General features: G+C 70.3%; 13 protein-coding genes. 3 read left to right on the forward strand and 10 right to left on the reverse strand.

Translation table 11 applies throughout. The features are described 5' to 3' along the window. Nucleotides 1–15 precede the first annotated feature (15 nt). Nucleotides 16–1,230, forward strand: a complete 1,215-nt coding sequence (locus tag ACFY8U_RS26615) for a thiolase family protein (protein ID WP_389574417.1) — start codon at nt 16–18, stop codon at nt 1,228–1,230. Continuing rightward, complete coding sequence (locus ACFY8U_RS26620; protein ID WP_361440992.1) at nt 1,227–3,356, forward strand: 3-hydroxyacyl-CoA dehydrogenase NAD-binding domain-containing protein; 2,130 nt, start codon at nt 1,227–1,229, stop codon at nt 3,354–3,356. The genes ACFY8U_RS26615 and ACFY8U_RS26620 overlap by 4 nt, the downstream gene beginning before the upstream one ends. Nucleotides 3,357–3,445: 89 nt before the next feature. Here ACFY8U_RS26620 and ACFY8U_RS26625 read toward each other — a convergent pair whose 3' ends face one another. The 5 genes from ACFY8U_RS26625 to ACFY8U_RS26645 all read right to left on the reverse strand — a co-directional run bounded on the left by ACFY8U_RS26625 (nt 3,446) and on the right by ACFY8U_RS26645 (nt 11,697). Beyond that, nucleotides 3,446–4,531, reverse strand: coding sequence for a hypothetical protein (locus ACFY8U_RS26625; protein ID WP_389574420.1), 1,086 nt, complete (start codon nt 4,529–4,531; stop codon nt 3,446–3,448). A gap of 107 nt (nt 4,532–4,638) precedes the next feature. Beyond that, nucleotides 4,639–7,512 carry a stealth conserved region 3 domain-containing protein gene (locus tag ACFY8U_RS26630; protein ID WP_389574423.1) on the reverse strand — a complete coding sequence of 958 codons (2,874 nt, stop codon included), beginning with the start codon at nt 7,510–7,512 and terminating at the stop codon, nt 4,639–4,641. Nucleotides 7,513–7,520: 8 nt separating this feature from the next. Next, on the reverse strand, nt 7,521–8,468 hold the full coding sequence (locus ACFY8U_RS26635; RefSeq protein ID WP_389574426.1) for a hypothetical protein: 948 nt from the start codon (nt 8,466–8,468) through the stop codon (nt 7,521–7,523). Further along, nucleotides 8,465–10,144, reverse strand: a complete 1,680-nt coding sequence (locus tag ACFY8U_RS26640; protein WP_389574429.1) for a stealth family protein — start codon at nt 10,142–10,144, stop codon at nt 8,465–8,467. Before ACFY8U_RS26640 ends, ACFY8U_RS26635 begins: the two co-directional genes overlap by 4 nt. Nucleotides 10,145–10,599: 455 nt before the next feature. Further along, on the reverse strand, nt 10,600–11,697 hold the full coding sequence (locus ACFY8U_RS26645) for a hypothetical protein (protein WP_389574431.1): 1,098 nt from the start codon (nt 11,695–11,697) through the stop codon (nt 10,600–10,602). A 219-nt stretch (nt 11,698–11,916) separates the two neighbouring features. On the opposite strand from ACFY8U_RS26645, the gene ACFY8U_RS26650 reads away from it, so the two are divergent. Then, nucleotides 11,917–13,008, forward strand: a complete 1,092-nt coding sequence (locus ACFY8U_RS26650; RefSeq protein ID WP_389574434.1) for an LCP family protein — start codon at nt 11,917–11,919, stop codon at nt 13,006–13,008. Nucleotides 13,009–13,091: 83 nt separating this feature from the next. On the opposite strand, the gene ACFY8U_RS26655 is transcribed toward ACFY8U_RS26650, so the two are convergent. From ACFY8U_RS26655 to ACFY8U_RS26675, 5 genes are all read right to left on the reverse strand, one after another. Then, nucleotides 13,092–14,570, reverse strand: a complete 1,479-nt coding sequence (locus ACFY8U_RS26655) for an amino acid permease (RefSeq protein WP_389574437.1) — start codon at nt 14,568–14,570, stop codon at nt 13,092–13,094. 190 nt (nt 14,571–14,760) lie between these two features. After that, on the reverse strand, nt 14,761–16,677 hold the full coding sequence (dxs, locus tag ACFY8U_RS26660; RefSeq protein WP_389574439.1) for a 1-deoxy-D-xylulose-5-phosphate synthase: 1,917 nt from the start codon (nt 16,675–16,677) through the stop codon (nt 14,761–14,763). Between the two features lie 210 nt (nt 16,678–16,887). Continuing rightward, a complete protein-coding gene (locus ACFY8U_RS26665; protein ID WP_361440965.1) occupies nt 16,888–18,183 on the reverse strand; it encodes a sugar ABC transporter permease in 1,296 nt (431 codons plus the stop codon). Then, nucleotides 18,180–18,974, reverse strand: a complete 795-nt coding sequence (locus ACFY8U_RS26670; protein ID WP_361440962.1) for an ATP-binding cassette domain-containing protein — start codon at nt 18,972–18,974, stop codon at nt 18,180–18,182. Before ACFY8U_RS26670 ends, ACFY8U_RS26665 begins: the two co-directional genes overlap by 4 nt. A gap of 181 nt (nt 18,975–19,155) precedes the next feature. Further along, on the reverse strand, nt 19,156–20,271 hold the full coding sequence (locus ACFY8U_RS26675; RefSeq protein ID WP_361440959.1) for a substrate-binding domain-containing protein: 1,116 nt from the start codon (nt 20,269–20,271) through the stop codon (nt 19,156–19,158). Between the last annotated feature and the right edge of the window lie 11 nt (nt 20,272–20,282).

Consider the following 20,282-nt stretch of genomic DNA (forward strand, 5'->3'; position numbering starts at 1 on the left):
TGGAGGAGAGCCATCGTGCCTCGTACCGTCAGGGACGTCGTCTTCGTCGACGGCGTCCGCACCCCGTTCGGCAAGGCGGGCCCGAAGGGCATCTACCACGAGACCCGCGCCGACGATCTCGTCGTGAAGGCCATCCGGGAGCTGCTGCGCCGCAACCCCGGTCTCGACCCCGCGAAGATCGACGAGGTCGCCATCGCCGCCACCACGCAGATCGGTGACCAGGGTCTGACCCTCGGCCGCACCGCGGGCATCCTCGCCGGGCTGCCGCAGTCCGTCCCGGGCTACTCCATCGACCGCATGTGCGCCGGTGCCCTCACCGCCGTGACCTCGGTCGCCGGCTCCATCGCGTTCGGCGCGTACGACGCCGTCATCGCCGGTGGCGTCGAGCACATGGGCCGTCACCCCATGGGCGAGGGCGTCGACCCGAACCCGCGGTTCGTGAGCGAGAAGCTGGTCGACGAGTCCGCCCTGTTCATGGGCATGACCGCCGAGAACCTGCACGACCGCTACCCGAGCATCACCAAGCGGCGCGCCGACGAGTACGCCGTGCGCTCGCAGGAGAAGGCAGCCAAGGCGTACGCCGACGGCAAGATCCAGCAGGACCTGGTGCCGATCTCGGTCCGCCGCACCAACGCCGAGGCCGGCGAGACCGGCTGGGGCCTGGTCACCGCCGACGAGCCGATGCGCCCGGGCACCACCCTGGAGTCGCTGGCCAGCCTGAAGACGCCGTTCCGCGTCCACGGCAACGTCACCGCCGGTAACGCGGCCGGTCTCAACGACGGCGCCACCGCCTCGATCATCGCCTCCGAGGACTTCGCCCGCGAGAACGACCTCCCGGTGAAGATGCGCCTCGTCTCGTACGCCTTCGCCGGCGTCGAGCCCGAGGTCATGGGCTACGGCCCGATCCCGGCCACCGAGAAGGCGCTCGCCCAGGCGGGTCTGTCCATCGAGGACATCGGCCTCTTCGAGATCAACGAGGCCTTCGCCGTCCAGGTGCTGGCCTTCCTCGAGCACTACGGCATCGCCGACGACGACGCCCGCGTCAACCAGTACGGCGGCGCCATCGCCTACGGTCACCCGCTCGCCTCCTCCGGCGTCCGTCTCATGACGCAGCTGGCCCGCCAGTTCGAGGAGAACCCGCAGGTCCGTTACGGCCTCAACACGATGTGCGTCGGCTTCGGCATGGGCGCCACCGTCATCTGGGAGAACCCCCACTGGGAGGGCAAGTGAGCACCACCGCCGAGCTTCTGAAGGGTGCGGCCGAGCTGTTCCCGGACGAGGTCGTCACCAGCGCCCACGTACGGCACTTCGAACTGCCCGCGGGTGCGGGCCGGTTCGCGCTGATCACGCTGGACAACGGCTTCGACCACACCAAGCCGACCACCTTCGGTCCGCAGTCCCTGGCGAACCTCAACACCGCGATCGACCAGGTCGAGGCCGAGGCCGCCAACGGTGAGATCGTCGGCGTCGGTATCACCGGCAAGCCGTTCATCTTCGCAGTGGGCGCCGACCTCAAGGGCGTCGAGCTGCTCAAGCAGCACTCCGACGCGCTCGCCATCGGCAAGGGCGGCCACGACGTCTTCAAGCGTCTGTCCGCGCTGGCCGTGCCGACCTTCGCGTACTACAACGGCGCGGCGATGGGCGGCGGTGTCGAGGTCGGTCTGCACTGCACCTACCGCACCGTCTCCAAGGCGCTGCCGGCGTTCTCGCTGCCCGAGGTCTTCCTCGGTCTGGTCCCCGGCTGGGGCGGCTGCACGATCCTGCCGAACCTGATCGGCGCGGAGAAGGCCGTCTCGGTCATCATCGAGAACTCTCTGAACCAGAACCGTCAGCTCAAGGGCAAGCAGGTCTTCGAGCTCGGCATCGCCGACGCGATCTTCGAGGGCGCGGACTTCCTGGAGCAGTCGCTGATCTGGACGGCCTCCGTCCTCAACGGCTCGGTCACGGTGGAGCGTCCGGAGATCGACCGCGGTGAGGGCTGGGACCAGGCCGTCGCCAAGGGCCGGTTCATCGCCGACTCCAAGGTGCACGGCGCGGCCCCGGCCGCGTACCGCGCCCTGGACATCATCGCCGCCTCCAAGGACGGCGACCTCCAGGCCGGTTTCGACGCCGAGGACCAGGCGCTGGCCGACCTCATCATGGGCGGCGAGCTGCGCTCCGGCATCTACGCCTTCAACCTGGTGCAGAAGCGCGCCAAGCGGCCGGCCGGTGCCCCGGACAAGTCGCTGGCCCGCCCGGTCACCAAGGTCGGTGTCGTCGGCGCCGGTCTGATGGCCTCCCAGCTCGCCCTGCTCTTCCTGCGCCGCCTCGAGGTGCCGGTCGTCCTGACCGACATCGACCAGGAGCGCGTCGACAAGGGTGTGGGTTACGTCCACGCCGAGATCGAGAAGCTGCTCGGCAAGGGCCGGATCAACCAGGACAAGGCCAACCGTCTCAAGGGCCTGGTCTCCGGTGTCCTGGACAAGGCCGAGGGCTTCGCGGACGCGGACTTCATCATCGAAGCCGTGTTCGAGGAGATGTCCGTCAAGCAGAAGGTGTTCGCGGAGGTAGAGGCGGTCGCTCCGGCGCACGCGATCCTCGCCACCAACACCTCCTCGCTGTCGGTCTCCGAGATGGCGTCCAAGCTCCAGCACCCGGAGCGCGTGGTCGGCTTCCACTTCTTCAACCCGGTCGCGATCCTCCCGCTCCTGGAGATCGTCCGCGGTGAGAAGACGGACGACGCCTCCCTCGCCACCGCGTTCGGTGTCGCGAAGAAGCTCAAGAAGACCGCGGTCCTCACCAAGGACGCCCCGGCGTTCGTCGTGAACCGCATCCTGACCCGCTTCATGGGCGAGATCCAGAACGTCATCGACGAGGGCACCTCGGTCGAGACGGCCGAGAAGGCCATCGAGCCGCTCGGTCTGCCGATGTCCCCGCTGGTCCTCCTGGAGCTCGTCGGCCCGGCGATCGGTCTGCACGTCTCCGAGACCCTGAACCGCGCCTTCCCGGAGCGCTTCACCGTTTCCCCGAACCTGGCGGCCGTCGTCAAGGCCGGCAAGCGCGGCTTCTACGTCTACGACTCCGGCAAGCCGGAGCTGGACCCCGAGGTCGCCGCGCTCCTCAAGCAGGGCGATGTCGTCCTGACCGAGGAGCAGGTCCGCGACCGCGTCCTGGACGCGGTGGCGCAGGAGATCGGCCTGATGCTGGAGGAGGGTGTCGTCGCCGAGGCGCAGGACATCGACCTCTGCCTGATCACGGGCGCGGGCTGGCCCTTCCACCTGGGCGGCATCACGCCGTACCTGGACCGTGAGGGCGTCTCCCAGCGGGTGAACGGCAAGCCGTTCCTCGCGCAGGGCGTCGCGAGCGTCCCGGCCTAACGCCACGTACGCGAACGGCCCCGGCACCTTTCTGGTGCCGGGGCCGTTCGTGTTGCGCGGTGCGCGTTCGCGGTGCGCGGTGCGGAGGGTCAGACCAGGGAGTGCCAGGCGCCCAGCTGGAAGCCGTCGGACGCCGTCTTCTGCCGCATGGTGAGCAGCACCGGTCCGTCGGCCACCGTCATGGCCACGAGACCGCCGTCCACGGCCTGGGTGAGGGTGGTCGTGAGCGGACCCTGCGGGGCGCCCGTCTCCGTCCACTTGGCGCCGGCCGTCTCCTGCTCGGCGGGGTACGCGGCGAGCGCGAGCCGCCCGTCGGCGGACTGCTGGGCCAGGACCGTGCAGTCGAAGCCGTCGATCCGGCAGGAGGCCGCCGCGAGCGGTCCCGTTCCCACGGCGTCGACGAACGGCGTCGCCTCGGGCGAGCGGCCCGGGGACCAGACGCAGACGCGCCCCTCCTTGTCGAGGTAGAAGAGGGTCACGTGCCCCGAGGGCCCGGTCACCGCGGCCAGCGTGCCGAGGGTCACGGCGGCGGGCACCACGTCCTGCCGCACCGGCTTGCCGCCGGGCTCCTCCTGGACGTAGCGCAGCAGCCCCTTTGCGGTGGCCGTGTACAGCTCGACGAGACCGTCACCGTTGGTGACGGCGACGGGCGAGGGGTCGGTGCCGCTGCCCATCAGGTCCCACCAGGGGTGCCAGCCGCCGTTCTGCTTCTGAGCCCGGACGCTGAGTCCGCCGCCACCGTTGCGGGTGAAGACGTACGCGCGTCCCTCGGCGTCGACCGCGATGCTCGGGTTGCCGGTCCACTTGAAGCTCTTGCCGTTGGAGTGGGCGAGCGAGCGCCACTCGACCGTCGGGCGGCCCGTCTGGAACTGGGTGGTGTGCACCAGCTCGACGTGCTCCTCCTCGCCGGGTACGGGACGCAGCCCCACGAGGTGGACGTAGCGGTCGGCGCCCTGTCCGACCGCCAGGATCGGCAGGAGTCCGCCACCGCCGAGGGAGACCGCGCCGCTCCACCGGCCGTCGGTGTCCTCCGTCCAGCGCACCACCTCGCCGTCCCTGAGCAGGTACGCGCTGAAGAGGCCCTCCGTGCCACGGGTGAGCCATCCCCCGCGCAGCGTCGGGACGGTGAACGGCCCCTTCGGACGGTGGGTCGGGTCCTCGGATCGATATGCCATGGGGTCCAGCGCTCCGGTCGACAGGTCAGCATCGGAATGGGCAGGTCCGCTCGGACTGCTGTTCGTCGACTTTAGTGGGTGCCGGGAGTGCCTGATGCCGCCGTGGGCTACGCCACCGTCCCGCCGGGAAGCCGGCCCGCGTGGAACCGGTGGTTGCGGGGCGAGCCGGTCTCGAACTGGCTGGCGATGGGGAAGTAGCTGGGCAGGAAGGCGGCGAGCGTGGCGTCCTGCTCGTCCTCGGAGACGTCCCCGTCATGGAAGTCGTTGAGGCAGAACACGTCGTTCGACCGGGTGGCGAGGAGCCGGTTGAGCTTCTTGACCTGTTCGCTCAGACCCACGTTGACGAAGCCGCAGGAGATCTTGCCGGGCACGCTGCGTGAGGTGTAGTAGCCGAAGTAGTGGTGCAGCGAGGAGGCCGCGGAGACGTCGCTCGGGCTGCGCAGCTGGTTGTGCGCGGTCTGTGCCATCGCGTCGGGGAAGTACGCCTCCAGGTCGGCCATGACACTGCGGCGCAGGGGGTGCGGTGCGTGGATGAAGGAGTTGACCAGGGTGCGGCCGAACATGCCGGCGATCAGTTCCCGGTTGTTCTTCGCGGCGATCCGGCTGAACTCGTCGCCTTCCATGACCGGTCCCATGGGGATGGCGTTGGAGGAGGTGAAGTGCTTCGCCTGGCCGTTGCTCAGATAGAAGAGGTCGGGCTGGAGGGGACGGGCGGCGAACACGTCGTCGTTGAAGTAGAGGAAGTGTTCGGCCAGCCCCTCGATGTGGTGCAGCCGGCTCTCGATGGCGTGCGAGTTGTACGTGGGCAGGGCGCCCTGGCCGCCGAAGATCTCCGTGTGGTCGACCACCCGCACGCGGGGGTGGGAGGTGTCCAGCCAGGCCGGGACCTGGCGGTCGGTGACCAGGTAGATGTTCCGGATCCAGGGCGTGTACATGTCGATGGAGCGGAGGGAGTAGCGCAGTTCGTCGCGATTGCGGAACCGGGCGGCACTGGTCGCCGCGTCCTCCGTGACCATGCCCAGCGCTGCCAGGACGGCGTTCTTCCGCTCCAGCCAGGCGACGTCGGCGCCGTCGACCCAGGTGTACACGGCATCGATGGGGAAGGGGATGTCGTGGTGGAGGGTGGCCGCGTACGGCTCGATGGTGGGCAGCGGGCGGTCGGCCACCGTCGTCCGCGCCTGGCGCATGGAGGCCTTGGGCACCCGGACGCCGATCAGGGTGCGGCGCGGGGAGACGTAGTAGCGGTCGTCCTCCGGATCGTCGTCCCAGAAGGAGATGACACAGCCGTACGTCGCGCCGATGCGCAGCGTTCCCGTGGCGGCGACCGCGCTGCCGTAGACGCGCAGACCGGTGCACTCGGTCCGGAGGTAGGTGGAGGAGAGCGAGGCCAGGGTGGTCACGGTCTCGGCGTCGGCGTCGTTGAGGAGCGCCACGTAGACGGCGCTCGTACGGTGCGTGTCGGCGATCGCCTTGAACACGGCCTCGCGGTGGTCGGAGTGGACCGCGACGGAGGCGCGCACCTTGGAGTCCCGGACGACGAAGTACGGGATGCGGGCGCCCTCCAGGGCGTCGGCCACGAGCCCCAGGTTGGCGTGCGCGATGTCGAAGGGGGTCTCGGAGTCGATGACCCGGCACACCTGGCCGCCGTCCCTGACCAGCCCGGCGTCCTGCTTGAGGAGCTGTTCCTCGGCGTCGCGGAGCTTGCGGGTCCGCGCGGTGCTCGGCGGGGCGGCCGCGGCGGCCCTGGCCACGCCCTCGGAGTCGCCGTACACGGCCTGGGCGGCCATCCGCTCGGCCCTGGCCCGGGCGCGGTCGGTGGCGCGGTCGGCCGCGAGCGCGGTGAGCAGTTCCTCCCAGCGGGCGGTGGACTCGGCGGACCGGAACCGGTCGGCGTATCCGGCGGCGCTCGCCCCGAGGCCGTGCCGCAGCGAGGCGTCCTCCATCAGGCTCATCAGGGTGTGGGCGAGGGCCTCGGTGTCGTCCGGCGTGACGAGGAGGCCGGTGTGGCCGTCCATCACCACGTCGCGGGGCGCGTTGGGGCAGTCGTACGCGACGACCGGGACACCGGCCGTCTGCGCCTCCATCAGCGAGAGGCCGACCGCGTCCTCGCGTGCGGTGCTCAGGGCGATGCTCGCCTTGGCCCACTCCTCCGCCGGGTGCGTGGCCTCGCCGACGAGCTGGACGGTGTTGTGGAGGCCGAGCTGGTCGCGGCGCTTGCGCAGGGCGCCGGAGAGCGGTCCGTCGCCGAGGATGCGCAGGGTCCAGGTCGGGTGGTACGGGCCCGCCATCGCCCAGGCGTTGAGGGCCTGGGCGACCCCGGCCCGCTCCTCGAGGCGGGCGGCGAGGGTGACGATCCTGGTCTCCAGGGTGGAGCGCGGCCGGAACCCGCCGCCGAGGACCGGCGGGATGACGGCGAGCCGGGGGGCTCCGGCGCCGAAGCTCTCGGCGAACCACTCGTACGAGCGAGGGCTCGGGAAGGTGACGGCGTCGAACCGCGGAGTGTGGCGCAGCAGCGGCTCGCCCTCGGGCCCGCCGAGCTCCGAGACGCGCTGCTCCTGGTGGACGAGGAGCAGGGAGTCGGGGGCGTACCGCGCGGCCAGCGCCATCAGGGCCGGCGAGGTGGTGACGAGCACGTCCGTGTCGAGGGACCGCAGGGCGAGTTCGGTCTCGATGTCGGAGAGCCGGCTGAACGTGTCGTCCCAGCGGCGCTCGACGATCTCGCTGGGCAGCGCGGCGAGCGCGGCGGCGGCGGCCGGGTCGGGTCCGCCCCGGCGCGTCGCGCTCTGCTGGGGGCCGGCCGCCTCGATCAGGAAACGGACCGCCACCCGCTCGTCGGGCGGCGTGAACCTCCGGCGCCGGACCTTGAACACGCTGAGGACACCGACCTCGTGGCGCACGGCGAGTTCGGACGCCTGGTGGAACACGGCGCGTTCGGCGTCGCCCATCGTGTCGGCGGCGCTGAGGAGAAAGGTGACCTTCATGTACGTCCTTAGGCGGCCGTGGACACACGGCTGCAGGTGAACCGCAGATTGCCCGTGGGCGTGTATCGCGGTTCGATCGTCATCAGGTGGTCGCGCTGCGGGGCGACCACGATCTTGCGCATGGAGAAGACCCGCTGAGGGTTGCTGAGATCGTGCAGCCGGCGCGCGAAGCGCAGCGGTCGGCGGCCCGCGCCGCAGAGAACGACGTCCCAGTGCTCGCGGCGGTCGGCGCGGGGGACCATGTCGGCGAGGGGCACCTCGACGCGCCAGACGCCCGGCTCGACCTCGGCGAGGTCACGGCGGACCCGCCGTCCGGAGGCGACGAACTCGCTCCAGCCCGCCGCGTCCGCCATGCCGAGGAGCCGTACGTCCACGTCGATCCGGGCGTGCTCGATGTGGACGTCCACGACCTCCACGGCGGGCCGCGCGGGGGTGCAGCGGATCCGGGCGTTGCCGGTCGCCGTCCAGCCGATCCGGTAGCGGTCGCCGGTGACGGGTGAGGCGTCCATGGGGCGGGTGGTGCCCTCGTAGGAGTGCGGTGCGTCGAGGAGCAGCAGCGGGAGCCGCCGGGTGCGACGGCCAGCCTCGACGCGCAGCCGCAGCCGCCAGCGGCCGGGGGTGAGGTCGGCGCCGCCGACGCCCGCACCGAGCAGTACGGCCGCGTCCACGAGCGTCCTGCCCTGCCCGTCGTCGTACACCCGTGCCTCGGTGACGTGCCGGCGGCGTCGGCCGCTGACGACGATCTCCGCGCGGTCGGCCCCGTGGGCCGTCGCGGGCAGTTCGGCGTGGAGGTTGAGGGTCTGTCCGTCGAGCACGGCGGCGTAGCGCAGCCGGGCGGCGCGGCGGCCACGCAGCGGCAGGAAGACGCGCTGCATCCACCAGGCCCGCCATCGCACGACCAGCGCGATCGTGGCGCGGCGCAGCCTGCCGAGACGTCGTCGTACGGCTCCGATCACAGCGCACGCTCCAGTTCGGCGAGCCGACGGGTGGGAAGAGTCTCGGCGTCCGGCCCCTCGTAGGGGCTGGGGACGGGGAAGTAACCGTCGAGGAAGCGCTGGACCATCCGTGCCTGGGCGTCCCGGTCCTCGGGGACGACGGTGTCGTTGATGCAGAAGGTGTCGAAGTCCCGTCGGGCGAGGAGCCTGTCGAGACGTTGCTGGGCCATCCGGTCCCCGATGTCGATGTACTGGTAGCGCAGGTCGCCGATGGTCGCGCGCGCCGAGTGGTAGGCGTAGTAGTGGTGCAGGGACGAGGCGATGGGCACGTCCTGCGGGGAACGGAAGCGCGAGTGCTGGGTGGTGCGGTGCGCCAGCTCGTAGGTCTGCTCGATCTCGGCGAGCACGCTGCGGCGCAGCGCGTGAGGGGTGTGCTTCATCTTCTGCGAGATGACGACGCCGAACTGCTGGGCGATCAGGCCCCGGCTGTTCTTGCCCGCCGCGTTGACCGGGAGGTCCTCGGGGCTGGGCCGGCCGGACGGGATCAGCGCCTTGGACATGAAGAACTTGGTCAGGCCGTTCGGGTGGAAGAAGGACCCCAGGGAGACCGGGCGGCCGAAGAACACGTCGTCGTTGAGGTAGAGGAAGTGCTCCGACAGGTCGGGGATGTGGTGCAGCTGGCTCTCGATGGCGTGCGAGTTGAAGGTGGGCAGGGCCGTGGGGTCGGAGAAGATCTCACGGTGGTCCACGACCCGCAGCCCGGGGTGTTCGGTGTGGAGCCAGCCGGGCACCTGTCCGGCGGTGACCAGGAAGATGTTCCGCACCCACGGGGCGTTCTGGTGGATCGAGCGCAGGGAGTAGCGCAGTTCGTCGCGGCTGGTGAAGCGCGCGTCGTTGGCTGCCTGCTCGTGCGGCGGCGCGTCGGCGTCCTGGGCGAGCAGGCGGCGCGCGGCGTCCTTGCTCTCGCGCCAGACCGGGTCGGAGTCGTCGACCCAGGTGTAGACGACGTCGACCGGGAACGGGTGGTCGCCGGGCAGGGGCGCCATGAACTCGGGCAGGGTCCGGGCGTGTCCGGTGTGGTAGGGGGCGGGGACGGCGCTGAAGAGCTTCTGCTCGGCCCAGCGGCGCTCGTGGTCGTGCGGGACCTCGGTCACCACGCTGTTGGGGCGGGGCGCGATCAGCTTCCCGTCCTCCTCGCGCCAGAACTCCAGGTCGCAGCCGGACTCGGCGCCGAAGACGAGGTGGGCGGTGGGGTCGCAGACGTTCCAGGCGAGCCGGACGACCGTGGCCGAGCGCAGCCTGCGCCAGGTGGAGGGCTCGACACCGGAGCGCATCTGACGGCCCGTGGCGTCGCCGGCGTAGCCGGGGTTGCGGGCGAAGCCGAACTGGAGGAGTTCTTCGACGTCGTCGCGCAGTCGCGCCGGGACCGCCACGCAGGGCAGGTCCTTCGCGGTGCCCCGGACGCAGAAGTACGGGATGTCCGATTCTTCCAGGAGCGCGACGAGGAGATGAAGGTTGCGGGCGCGGGCGGCCCACTCGGTGATGCCGGGGACCTCCACGGCGCGCATGTGCCGGCCGTTCACCCTGACGACGCGGAGCAGGGCGCGCGCGCTGTGCCGTGCCTTGGTCGGCCGGCCGCCGAGGGCACGGACCACGAACGCCGAGCGGGTGGCGTCGAAGGTCGCCAGAGCTCCCATGACGCCTTGACGCATCGGACGGGGAATCCGTCGGACGATCCGCCGTCGCGCCCTGACGGGCAACAGCGAACGGTACGTCGAGACAAGGGCACTGGCCTCAGGGTTCTTGAGGCTCGCCACCGTAGTTCTGCACGCTCCCAACACACTGTCGTCGGATCGTCGTGGCCCGCCGAAGCGGACCCCGAGCACTGCTCGAACAAGGAGCGCCCTGGAGTGGGCGGTCCTCGAATCCCCCCATCGAGCAGCCGCCGCCCTGAGCGCGGGTCAGGTTCTTCCTGACGGGGCGCGTGCCATGAGCGGGACAACAGTCGATGACCGATACATCTTCACAATTTACTTACGGTCTGTCCATCTCAGGCCAGGACTTTTCGTCGCCTGTTATTCACCTGAAATCAAGGAACGACCCGTCGGCGACCTCGGTGTGAGAAGGGCAACGAGGGAACACGCGCGGCGGCTCAGAACCGGGCGGCGCGGCCCATCGCGAGTCCCTGCTCGGGCTTCTGACGGGACACGTGGAGCCGGCCGTCCGCCCCGACCACGGCCAGCACGATCCGTCCGTGGGCGTCGAGGGCCAGCCCCGGGTCGCCCGGACTCGTCTCACCGGTGGACGCCCACCAGAGCCCCGCGTCCTCCTGCTCGGACCCACAGGCGGCCAGCATGATCTGACCGTCCTCGGCCCGGTGCGCGAGCACCGTGCAGTCGTAGCCGTCGATCGGCGCGCGCAGCGCGGCGGGCCGCCCGGCGGAGGGCACCCCGCCGAGCGGGATCACCCAGCCCCCGGGACGGTGGGCCATGAGCGTGCCGGTGGCCGCGTCGGCCCAGTAGTACGTGATCCGGTCCGGCGAGGTCTCCAGCGCCGTGAGGCTGCTCTCGGCGGGTACGACAGGTACGTCCGGCGCGCGGCGCGGCTCGCCGCCCGCCTCCTGCCGGCCCCAGTGCAGGGCCCCCGACCGTCCTGGCGCGAGGAGTTCGACCCGCCCCGCCGAGTCCACGGCGGGCGCGAGATCGCCGCGCACCCCCGAGCCCTTGAGGTCCCGCCAGGACTTCCAGCCGCCGGAGGCTCCGTCGGTACGCGCCGAGACACCCCCGCCCGCGTTGCGGACGAAGAGCCAGAGCGCACCCGACGCGCCGACGACGGCCGCGGGTTCGCCGAGCCGCGCCGAACGCTCGGGGTCGCGGTACGGACTCCCGGCGGAGTGCAGGGGGCCCAGGGGGCGGCCGCTCTGGTACTGGGTGGCGTGCACGAGGTCGACGAGGGTGACGCCGTCGTCGCCGAGGACCGAACGCCGGCCCAGGACATGGACGTAACCGTCGGCGCCCTGTGCCACCGTGAGCCGGGAGACGCCGGGCACCTCGAACACGTCCGGGCCGGTCCACTCCGGTCCGCCGGGGCGTACCTCGGTCCAGCGCAGCAGCCGCTCGGCACTCTGCGCGTACGCCGTGAGCCGGCCGTCCCTGCCGCGTACCAGCCACCGACCTGCGGCGGCGCGGTCCGCCCGCCGTCCGTCCGGGGCTCCGACGCCGGGCCGAGGGGCAGGCCCACCGGCACGCATGGCTCTCCGCGACACCCCAGACTCCCCCACTCCGACCATATGACCGTCGCATCATATGTGGCGGTTGCGTGGCCGTTTCTCGAACACCCCGCGAACACCCGTGCACACGGCGGCCTATACTGCACGCTCCACAGGAGCTGTGCGGATCCTGATGCCCCGGGGGGGGTGCCGGGTCGCCGTAACCCGCAGCGGGTTCAGAAATTCGAGGATGCACGCGCGATGAGTCAGGACATACGTACGCCGGACGCCGGAACCGACGGCGGTCCGTCCGCCGGCCGCTCCCGCAAGGCTCCCAGGCGCAAGCGCAGGACCGGGCGGATCATCCTGCTGACGCTGCTCGTTCTGGCCCTCGCCGCGGGCGGCACCGCGTACTGGATGTACAGCAGCCTCGACGGCAACATCAAGGCCGTCGACGTCGACAAGGCGCTCGGCGACGACCGCCCGCAGAAGCTCCCGACCACCGGACAGAACCTGCTGGTCCTCGGCTCCGACTCGCGCGCCGGGGCCAACGCGGACCTGGACGGCGGGAAGGTGAGCGGCGCCCGCTCCGACACCGCTCTGGTGGTCCACATACCGGAGGGCCGCACCCAGGCGGTCGCGGTCAGCATCCCCCGCGACACCCTCGTCACCCGGCCCGAGTGCCAGAAGTCCGGGGGCGGCACCGCGCCGGCCGCGCAGCGTGTGATGTTCAACTCCGTGTTCGCGCAGTACGGACCGGCCTGTGTGATGAAGACCGTCGAGAAGATGAGCGGCGTGCGGCTCGACCACTACCTGGAGATCGACTTCGCGGGCTTCAAGGACCTCGTCGACGCCATCGGCGGCGTCACCGTCGACATCGAGGAGCCCATCAGGAACGGCTCGGCAGGCCTCGACCTCGCCGCCGGCCCGCAGCGGCTCGACGGCACGCAGTCCCTGGCCTTCGTCCGGACCCGGTACGGCGTCGGCGACGGCAGCGACCTCGGCCGCATCGGCAACCAGCAGAAGTTCCTCACCGCGCTGCTCACCGAGGTCCGCAAGCAGGATCTGCTGAGCAGCCCCACCAAGACCTACGAGGTCGCCGACTCCGCGACCAAGGCGCTGACCACCGACTCCGGGCTCGCCTCGCTCACCGCGCTCAGCGAGTTCGCCCGGTCCCTGAACGGCGTCGACCCGAGCAGCATGGAGACCATCATGCTGCCGGTCGCGTACGACAAGAAGGACCCGAACCGGGTGGTCGCGTACGAGCCCAACGCCTCCAGGCTGTGGAAGGCGATCCGCGAGGACACCCGGATCCCGGAGTCGGCCAAGAAGTCCCCCGCCACCGGCGGCTGATCCCCACGTCCACCGAAGAAGGGTGCGAACCGGCCTCGCCGGTTCGCACCCTTCTTGCGGAGATGCCTCTCACGAACGGCGCGTCAGTACAGCGCGCCCTTGTCCGCCTTGCCCAGACGGCTGTGGGAGCGGCCGTACAGGAAGTACACGACGACGCCGATGGCCATCCAGACCGCGAAGCGGAACCAGGTCTCGCCGGGCAGGTTGAGCATGAGCCAGACCGACGCGGCGATGGAGAGGATCGGGAGCACCGGCACCCAGGGGGTGCGGAAGGCGCGGTGCAGGTCGGGGCGGGTGCGGCGGAGCACCATCACGCCGATCGCGACCATGACGAAGGCGAACAGCGTGCCGATGTTCACCAGGGTCGCCAGCTCGTTGATGCTGGTGAAGCCGGCCACGATGGCGATGACCACGCCGAGCAGGATGGTCGGCCGGTACGGCGTCCTGAAGCGCGGGTGCGTGACGGAGAAGAACCGCGGCAGCAGCCCGTCACGGCTCATCGCGAAGAACACCCGGGTCTGGCCGAGCAGCAGGATCAGGCAGACGGTGGTCAGACCGACGGCGGCGCCGAAGCTGATCACGCCGGCGTAGAAGGGGTGTCCGACCGACTTGAAGGCGTCGGCGAGCGGAGCGCTCACGGAGAGCTCGCTGTAGTGCTGCATGCCGGTCACGACCAGGGCCACGGCGACGTAGAGCACGGTGCAGATGAACAGGGAGCCCAGGATGCCGCGAGGCATGTCGCGCTGCGGAACCTTGGTCTCCTCGGCGGCGGTGGCGACCACGTCGAAGCCGATGAAGGCGAAGAACACGACCGACGCGGCGGTGAAGATGCCCATGACGCCGAAGTTGGTGGGCTCGTACCCGAAGATCGTCTGGACGAGCGGGGCGTCCCAGGCGGAGCCGCCGCCCGGCGGGGTGACCGCGTCGGGGATGAAGGGGTCGTAGTTGGAGCCCACGATGAAGAAGAGACCCGCGATGATCACGATCATGACGACGGTGACCTTGATGGCCACGACGATCGCGGTGATGCGGGCGGACAGCTTCATGCCCAGGACGAGGACCACGGTCAGCACCAGGACGAGCAGGAAGGCCAGGATGTCGAACGTGCCCCCTGGCACGTCGGGCCCTTCCAGCGCGGCTGGTAGATGCCAGTCCACGTTGTCCATGAGGGACCGTACGTAGCCGGACCAGCCCACCGCGACGACGGCCGTGCCGAGCGCGAACTCCAGGACGAGGTCCCAGCCGATGATCCAGGCCGGGAGTTCGCCGATGGAGGCGTACGCGAAGGTGTAGGCCGAACCGGCGACGGGGACCGTCGACGCGAACTCGGCGTAGCACAGAGCCGCGAGCGCGCAGACGATGCCGGCCGCGACGAAGGCCAGCGCGGTGGCCGGCCCCGCGTTCTCCTTGGCCACCTTGCCGGTGAGCACGAAGATGCCGGTGCCGATGATGACGCCGACGCCGAAGACCACCAGGTCCCAGGCAGAGAGCGATTTCTTGAGCGCGTGCTCCGGTTCCTCCGTGTCGCGGATCGACTGCTCGACCGTTTTCGTCCGGAACATCCCGGAGTTCGCTCGTGGTGGTTGCTGATCCGTACTCACCGTCGTACCTCCGTACCGTCGGTCCCGACACCCATGATCGAGACCCCGAAGGGATGGCGCCTGTCGAACCAACAGGTTTCACACGAACGGGCCGGTCGGCAACCCCGCGGGGTGGTCCGACCGGCCCAATGGTGACGCGCGGTGACGAGAATCAGTCGCGGGCGGGCTCCACGGCTCGGCTGTCCTCGTACTTCCCGTCGAGGCGCGAGACGAGGCCGGTGACCTGACGGGCGATGTCCGGGGCGGTCAGACCGATCTCGGCCATCACCTCGGCACGCGAGGCGTGGTCGAGGAAGCGCGGCGGGATGCCGAAGTCGCGCAGCGGTACGTCCACTCCGGCGTCGCGCAGGGCCTGGGAGACGGCCGAGCCGACGCCGCCCACGCGGCTGTTGTCCTCGACGGTGACGACGACCCGGTGCTGCTCGGCGAGCGGGGCGAGCGCCTCGTCGACCGGCTTGACCCAGCGGGGGTCGACAACGGTGGTCGAGATGCCCTGCTTGTCGAGCAGGTCGGCGATCTCCAGGCACATCGGCGCGAGCGCGCCGACGGAGACCAGGAGGACGTCGGGCGTGTCCGTGCCCGGCTCGCGGAGCACGTCCATGCCGCCGACGCGGCGCAGGGCCGGTACGGCGGGGCCGACGGCGCCCTTGGAGAAGCGGACGACGGTCGGCGCGTCGGTGACGTCGACGGCCTCGCGCAGCTGGGCGCGGACCTGGTCGGCGTCGCGCGGCGCGGCGAGCCGCAGGCCGGGGACGACCTGAAGGATCGACATGTCCCACATACCGTTGTGGGAGGCGCCGTCGGTGCCGGTGATGCCGGCCCGGTCCAGGACGAAGGTGACACCGCACTTGTGCAGGGCCACGTCCATGAGGACCTGGTCGAAGGCGCGGTTGAGGAAGGTCGCGTAGACCGCGAAGACGGGGTGGAGGCCGCCGGTGGCGAGGCCGGCGGCGGAGACCGCGCCGTGCTGCTCGGCGATGCCGACGTCGTACACCCGCTCGGGGAAGGCCTTGGCGAACTTGTCGAGGCCGACGGGCTGGAGCATGGCCGCGGTGATCGCGACGATGTCCTGGCGCTCCTTGCCGAGCTCGACCATCTCCTGCGCGAAGACGCCGGTCCAGTCGGCGCCGGAGGAGGCGATCGGCAGACCGGTGTCGGGGTGGATCTTGCCGACGGCGTGGAAGCGGTCGGCCTCGTCCTGGAGCGCGGGCTGGTAGCCGCGGCCCTTCTCGGTGAGGCAGTGGACGATGACCGGGCCGCCGAAGCGCTTGGCGCGCGTCAGGGCGGACTCCAGGGCCTCGATGTCGTGGCCGTCGATGGGGCCGACGTACTTCAGGCCGAGGTCCTCGAACATGCCCTGCGGGGCGATGAAGTCCTTCAGGCCCTTCTTGGCACCGTGCAGGGTCTCGTAGAGCGGCTTCCCGACGACGGGGGTGCGCTCCAGGATGTCCTTGCCGCGGGCGAGGAAGCGCTCGTAGCCGTCGGTCGTGCGGAGCGTGGCCAGGTGGTTGGCGAGGCCGCCGATCGTGGGGGCGTAGGAGCGCTCGTTGTCGTTGACGACGATGACCAGCGGGCGGTCCTTGGCGGCGGCGATGTTGTTCAGCGCCTCCCAGGCCATACCGCCGGTGAGGGCTCCGTCACCGATGACGGCGACGACGTGGTCGTCCTTCTTGAGGACCTCGTTGGCCTTGGCCAGGCCGTCGGCCCAGCCGAGGACCGTGGAGGCGTGCGAGTTCTCGATGACGTCGTGCTCGGACTCGGCCTGTGAGGGGTAGCCGGACAGGCCGCCCTTCATCTTCAGCTTCGAGAAGTCCTGGCGGCCGGTGAGCAGCTTGTGGACGTAGCTCTGGTGGCCGGTGTCGAAGAGGACCTTGTCCTTCGGGGAGTCGAAGACACGGTGCAGGGCGATGGTCAGCTCGACCACGCCGAGGTTCGGGCCGAGGTGGCCGCCGGTCTTGGAGACGGCGTCCACGAGAAACGTCCGGATCTCCTCGGCCAGCTGGTCCAGCTGTTCCGGGGAGAGCCGGTCCAGATCGCGCGGTCCCCTGATACGGGTCAGCAATGCCACCCGTGCCTCCTTGCCATTGAGCTGGTCGAGCTTGCCGATTTGTCGAGTCTAATGTTCCGCCCCCGGCCTTGGTCATCGGACGGCGGGGTGTGCGTCACGCGGATGGCCGACACACCGCTGAGCCTACGGGCGGTGCACTGGGCAGGACGCAGCAGTGCCCGGCACCGGTTCTCCGGCGCCGGACACTGTGGGCTGGGTAACGCGGAAACGTTACGCGCGGCCCGCGGTCTTCTGCGTACGGCGCGAGACCGAGTCGATCACGACGGCGGCGAGGAGCACCGCGCCGGTGATCATGTACTGGATCTCGTTGGCCATACCGATCATGTTCAGGCCCTGCTGGATCGACTGGATCACGATCATTCCAAGGAGTGCCGACCAGACCTTGCCGCGGCCGCCGAAGAGGCTGGTGCCGCCGATCACGGCCGCCGCGATGACGAGCATCAGCGTGTTGCCGCTGCCGAGGCTCTTGGTGGCACCGCCCGAGAGGCTGGCCACGAAGAGGCCGCCGAAGGCGGCGAGCATGCCCGAGATGCCGAAGACGACGATCCGGATCCGGTCGACGTTGATGCCGGCGCGGCGGGCGGCCTCGGCGCTGCCGCCGACCGCGAAGACCTTGCGGCCGAAGAGCGTACGGCGGGCGACGAAGTCGGCGATCACGAGGACGGCCAGGAAGAGGACCAGGGCGAGCGGCAGGCCGCGGGCGCCCTCGGGCTCGTTCAGGACGTAGGCGACGACGAAGCAGAGGACGGCGACGACGGCCGTGCGCAGCACGATCTCGCTGACCGGCCGGGACGGCAGGGCGGCGGCCTTGCGGCGCTTGGCGTCGAGCAGCAGGGAGCCCGCGTAGGCGAGGACCGCGACGAGCGCCAGGCCGTACGCGGCGGCCTTGTCCTCGAAGTAGTACGCCGTGAGGTTCTCCACGATCGAGCCGGAGGGGGCGTTGATCGAGCCTTCCTTGCCCATCAGCCAGATCTGGAGACCGCTCCAGCCGAGGAAGCCGGCGAGGGTGACCACGAAGGCCGGGACGCCGATCTTGGCGAAGAAGAAGCCGTGCAGCAGGCCGATCGCAAGGCCGGAGAGGACGGCGAGGGCCACGGCCAGCAGGTCGTTCATGCCGTTGGTGACGTTGAGCACCGCCCACACGGCGGCGCCGACGCCCGCGACCGAGCCCATCGACAGGTCGATCTCGCCCAGGATGAGGACGAAGACGATGCCGACGGCCATGATGCCGAGGCCGGACGAGTAGACCGCGATGTTCGCGACGGAGCTCGCGGAGAGGAAGTTGCCGTTCTGCGCCTGGAACACGATCGCGATGACGATCAGACCCAGGACGACGGGCAGGGAGCCGAGTTCGCCACCGCGGATCTTGCGGTTGAACTCGGTCCAGTAGCCCTTGATGCCCTGCTCGCGGACGACCAGGCGCGGGTCGACGGCGGGGATCGGAGCGGCGGAGGCCGCCGGGGCCTCCGCGGAGCGGGGCTTGGGGGTCTTGGCGAGGTCGCTCACTTCGCGTCCTCCTTCGTGGCCTGGCGCGCCTGGCGACGGGTCACGGCGTTGTCCGTGGCGCCCGTGATGGCCGCGATGATCGTCTCGTGGCTGGTCTCGGCGACGTTGAAGTCGCCGTTGTTGCGGCCGAGGCGCAGGACCGCGACGCGGTCCGCGACGGCGCGGACATCGGCCATGTTGTGGCTGATGAGGATGACTCCGTGGCCGCGCTCGCGCAGCCGCTCCACGAGGTCGAGCACCTGTGCGGTCTGCTCGACGCCGAGCGCGGCGGTGGGCTCGTCCAGGATGACGATCTTCGGGTCGCCGATCAGGGCGCGGGCGATGGCCACGACCTGACGCTGACCGCCGGAGAGCGCCGCGACCGGGATGCGGACGCTCGGGATCCGGATGGACAGGGTGTCCAGGAGCTCCTTGGCGCGCTTCTCCATGGCGATCTCGTCGAGGACGGAGCCGGAGCTCAGCTCGCTGCCGAGGAAGAGGTTGGCGACGACGTCGAGGTTGTCGCAGAGCGCCAGGTCCTGGTAGACGGTGGCGACCCCGAGGTTCTGGGCGTCATGCGGCTTGGTGATCTGGACGGGGCGGCCGTCCCACTCGATGACGCCCTCGTCGATCGGGTGAACACCCGAGATCGTCTTGACGAGGGTCGACTTGCCGGCGCCGTTGTCGCCGACCAGGGCGACGACCTCACCGGCGTGGATCTCCAGTTCTACGTCGGTGAGCACCTGGACGGCGCCGAACCGCTTGGAGATTCCGCGCAACGCCAGCACGGGCGTAGCGGACACGTGAATCATCTCCTTCGCCGCCTGACCGGCGGGGATGGTGGTGCGAGAGAGCACAGAGGGGGGCTGTGAGAAGAGTCCGGCGCCCCCGCCCCCGCTTGCGGGGCGTTGAACGGGGCGGGAGGCGCCGGACCGGACCGGGGGGCCGTCCGGAGCAGGTCTGGGGGTCCGGAGGGCCGTGCCGGGGCGGGTGTTACTTGATGCCCGCCGCGTCGCAGGCCGCCTTGTACTCGCCGGCGCAGAGGGCCGCGGCCTCGTAGACGCCGTCGGCGATGATCGTGGAGCCGATGTTCTCCTTGGTCACGACCTGCGCGTCGTACAGCTTCGCCGGGATGTCCTTGAACTCACCCGTGAGGCTGGTGACCTTGGTGGGGACCAGGTCGTCGATCTTCTCGCCCTTGAGCAGGCGGACCGCGATCTCGGCGGTGGTCTCGGCCTCGGGCTTGATCTGCTTGTAGATCGTGAAGGCCTGGTCGCCCTTCAGGATGCGCTGCAGACCGGCGAGCTCGGCGTCCTGGCCGCCGACCGGGACCTTGATGCCCTGCTTGGAGAGGGCGGTGATGATGCCGCCGGCCATGCCGTCGTTGGCCGAGTAGACGCCCTGGAAGCCGTCCTTGCCCAGCGAGTCGATGGCGGCACCCATCTTCTTGTTGGCCTCGTCCGGGGACCAGTCCGGGATGTCCTGCTCGTAGACGACCTTCTTGACGCCCGAGTCGAGGACGCTGTGGGCGCCCTTCTTGAAGAGCGGGGCGTTCGGGTCGGTCGGCGAGCCGTTGATCATGACAACGTTGGCGTCCTTGGCCTTGTCGCCGAGCGCCTTGACCAGGCCCTCGCCCTGCAGGCGGCCGATCTTCTCGTTGTCGTAGCTGACGTAGGCGGAGATCGGGCCCTCGGCCAGGCGGTCGTACGCGACGACCGCGACGCCCTGCTCCTTGGCCTGCTGGACCCAGGACTTGGTGGCCTTGTAGTCGACCGAGTCCAGGATGATGACCTTCACGCCCTGCGTGACCAGCGCGTCGAACTGCTTCTTCTGCGTCTCGGTGTCCTGCGCGGCGTTGTTGTACTTGACCTCGCAGTCCGAGCAGAGAGCCTTGATCTTCGCCTCGATGATCGGGCGGTCGAAGGTCTCGTAACGCGTGGTCTTGTTCTCCGGCAGCAGCAGACCGATGGTCTTGCCGTCGCCGCCGTTCCCACCGGTGTTGTCGCCCGAACCCGAGCCGCTGTCGCCCGCCTTGCCACAGGCGGCGAGGGAGAGGGCCATGGAAACCGCGGCCGTGCCTATGACGACGCGGCGCGTCATTGCGTTCATGTGGGGTTGCC

Origin of the sequence: Streptomyces sp. NPDC012508 (assembly GCF_042902595.1) — a bacterium.
Taxonomy (GTDB): domain Bacteria; phylum Actinomycetota; class Actinomycetes; order Streptomycetales; family Streptomycetaceae; genus Streptomyces.

Coding starts and splice junctions, on each gene's coding strand:
- ACFY8U_RS26655 (WP_389574437.1), bottom strand. CDS start 14,570: ATGTTCCGGACGAAAACGGTCGAGCAGTCGATCCGCGACACGGAGGAA.
- ACFY8U_RS26625 (WP_389574420.1), bottom strand. CDS start 4,531: ATGGCATATCGATCCGAGGACCCGACCCACCGTCCGAAGGGGCCGTTC.
- ACFY8U_RS26630 (WP_389574423.1), bottom strand. CDS start 7,512: ATGAAGGTCACCTTTCTCCTCAGCGCCGCCGACACGATGGGCGACGCC.
- ACFY8U_RS26640 (WP_389574429.1), bottom strand. CDS start 10,144: ATGGGAGCTCTGGCGACCTTCGACGCCACCCGCTCGGCGTTCGTGGTC.
- ACFY8U_RS26670 (WP_361440962.1), bottom strand. CDS start 18,974: ATGATTCACGTGTCCGCTACGCCCGTGCTGGCGTTGCGCGGAATCTCC.
- ACFY8U_RS26645 (WP_389574431.1), bottom strand. CDS start 11,697: ATGCGTGCCGGTGGGCCTGCCCCTCGGCCCGGCGTCGGAGCCCCGGAC.
- ACFY8U_RS26675 (WP_361440959.1), bottom strand. CDS start 20,271: ATGAACGCAATGACGCGCCGCGTCGTCATAGGCACGGCCGCGGTTTCC.
- ACFY8U_RS26650 (WP_389574434.1), top strand. CDS start 11,917: ATGAGTCAGGACATACGTACGCCGGACGCCGGAACCGACGGCGGTCCG.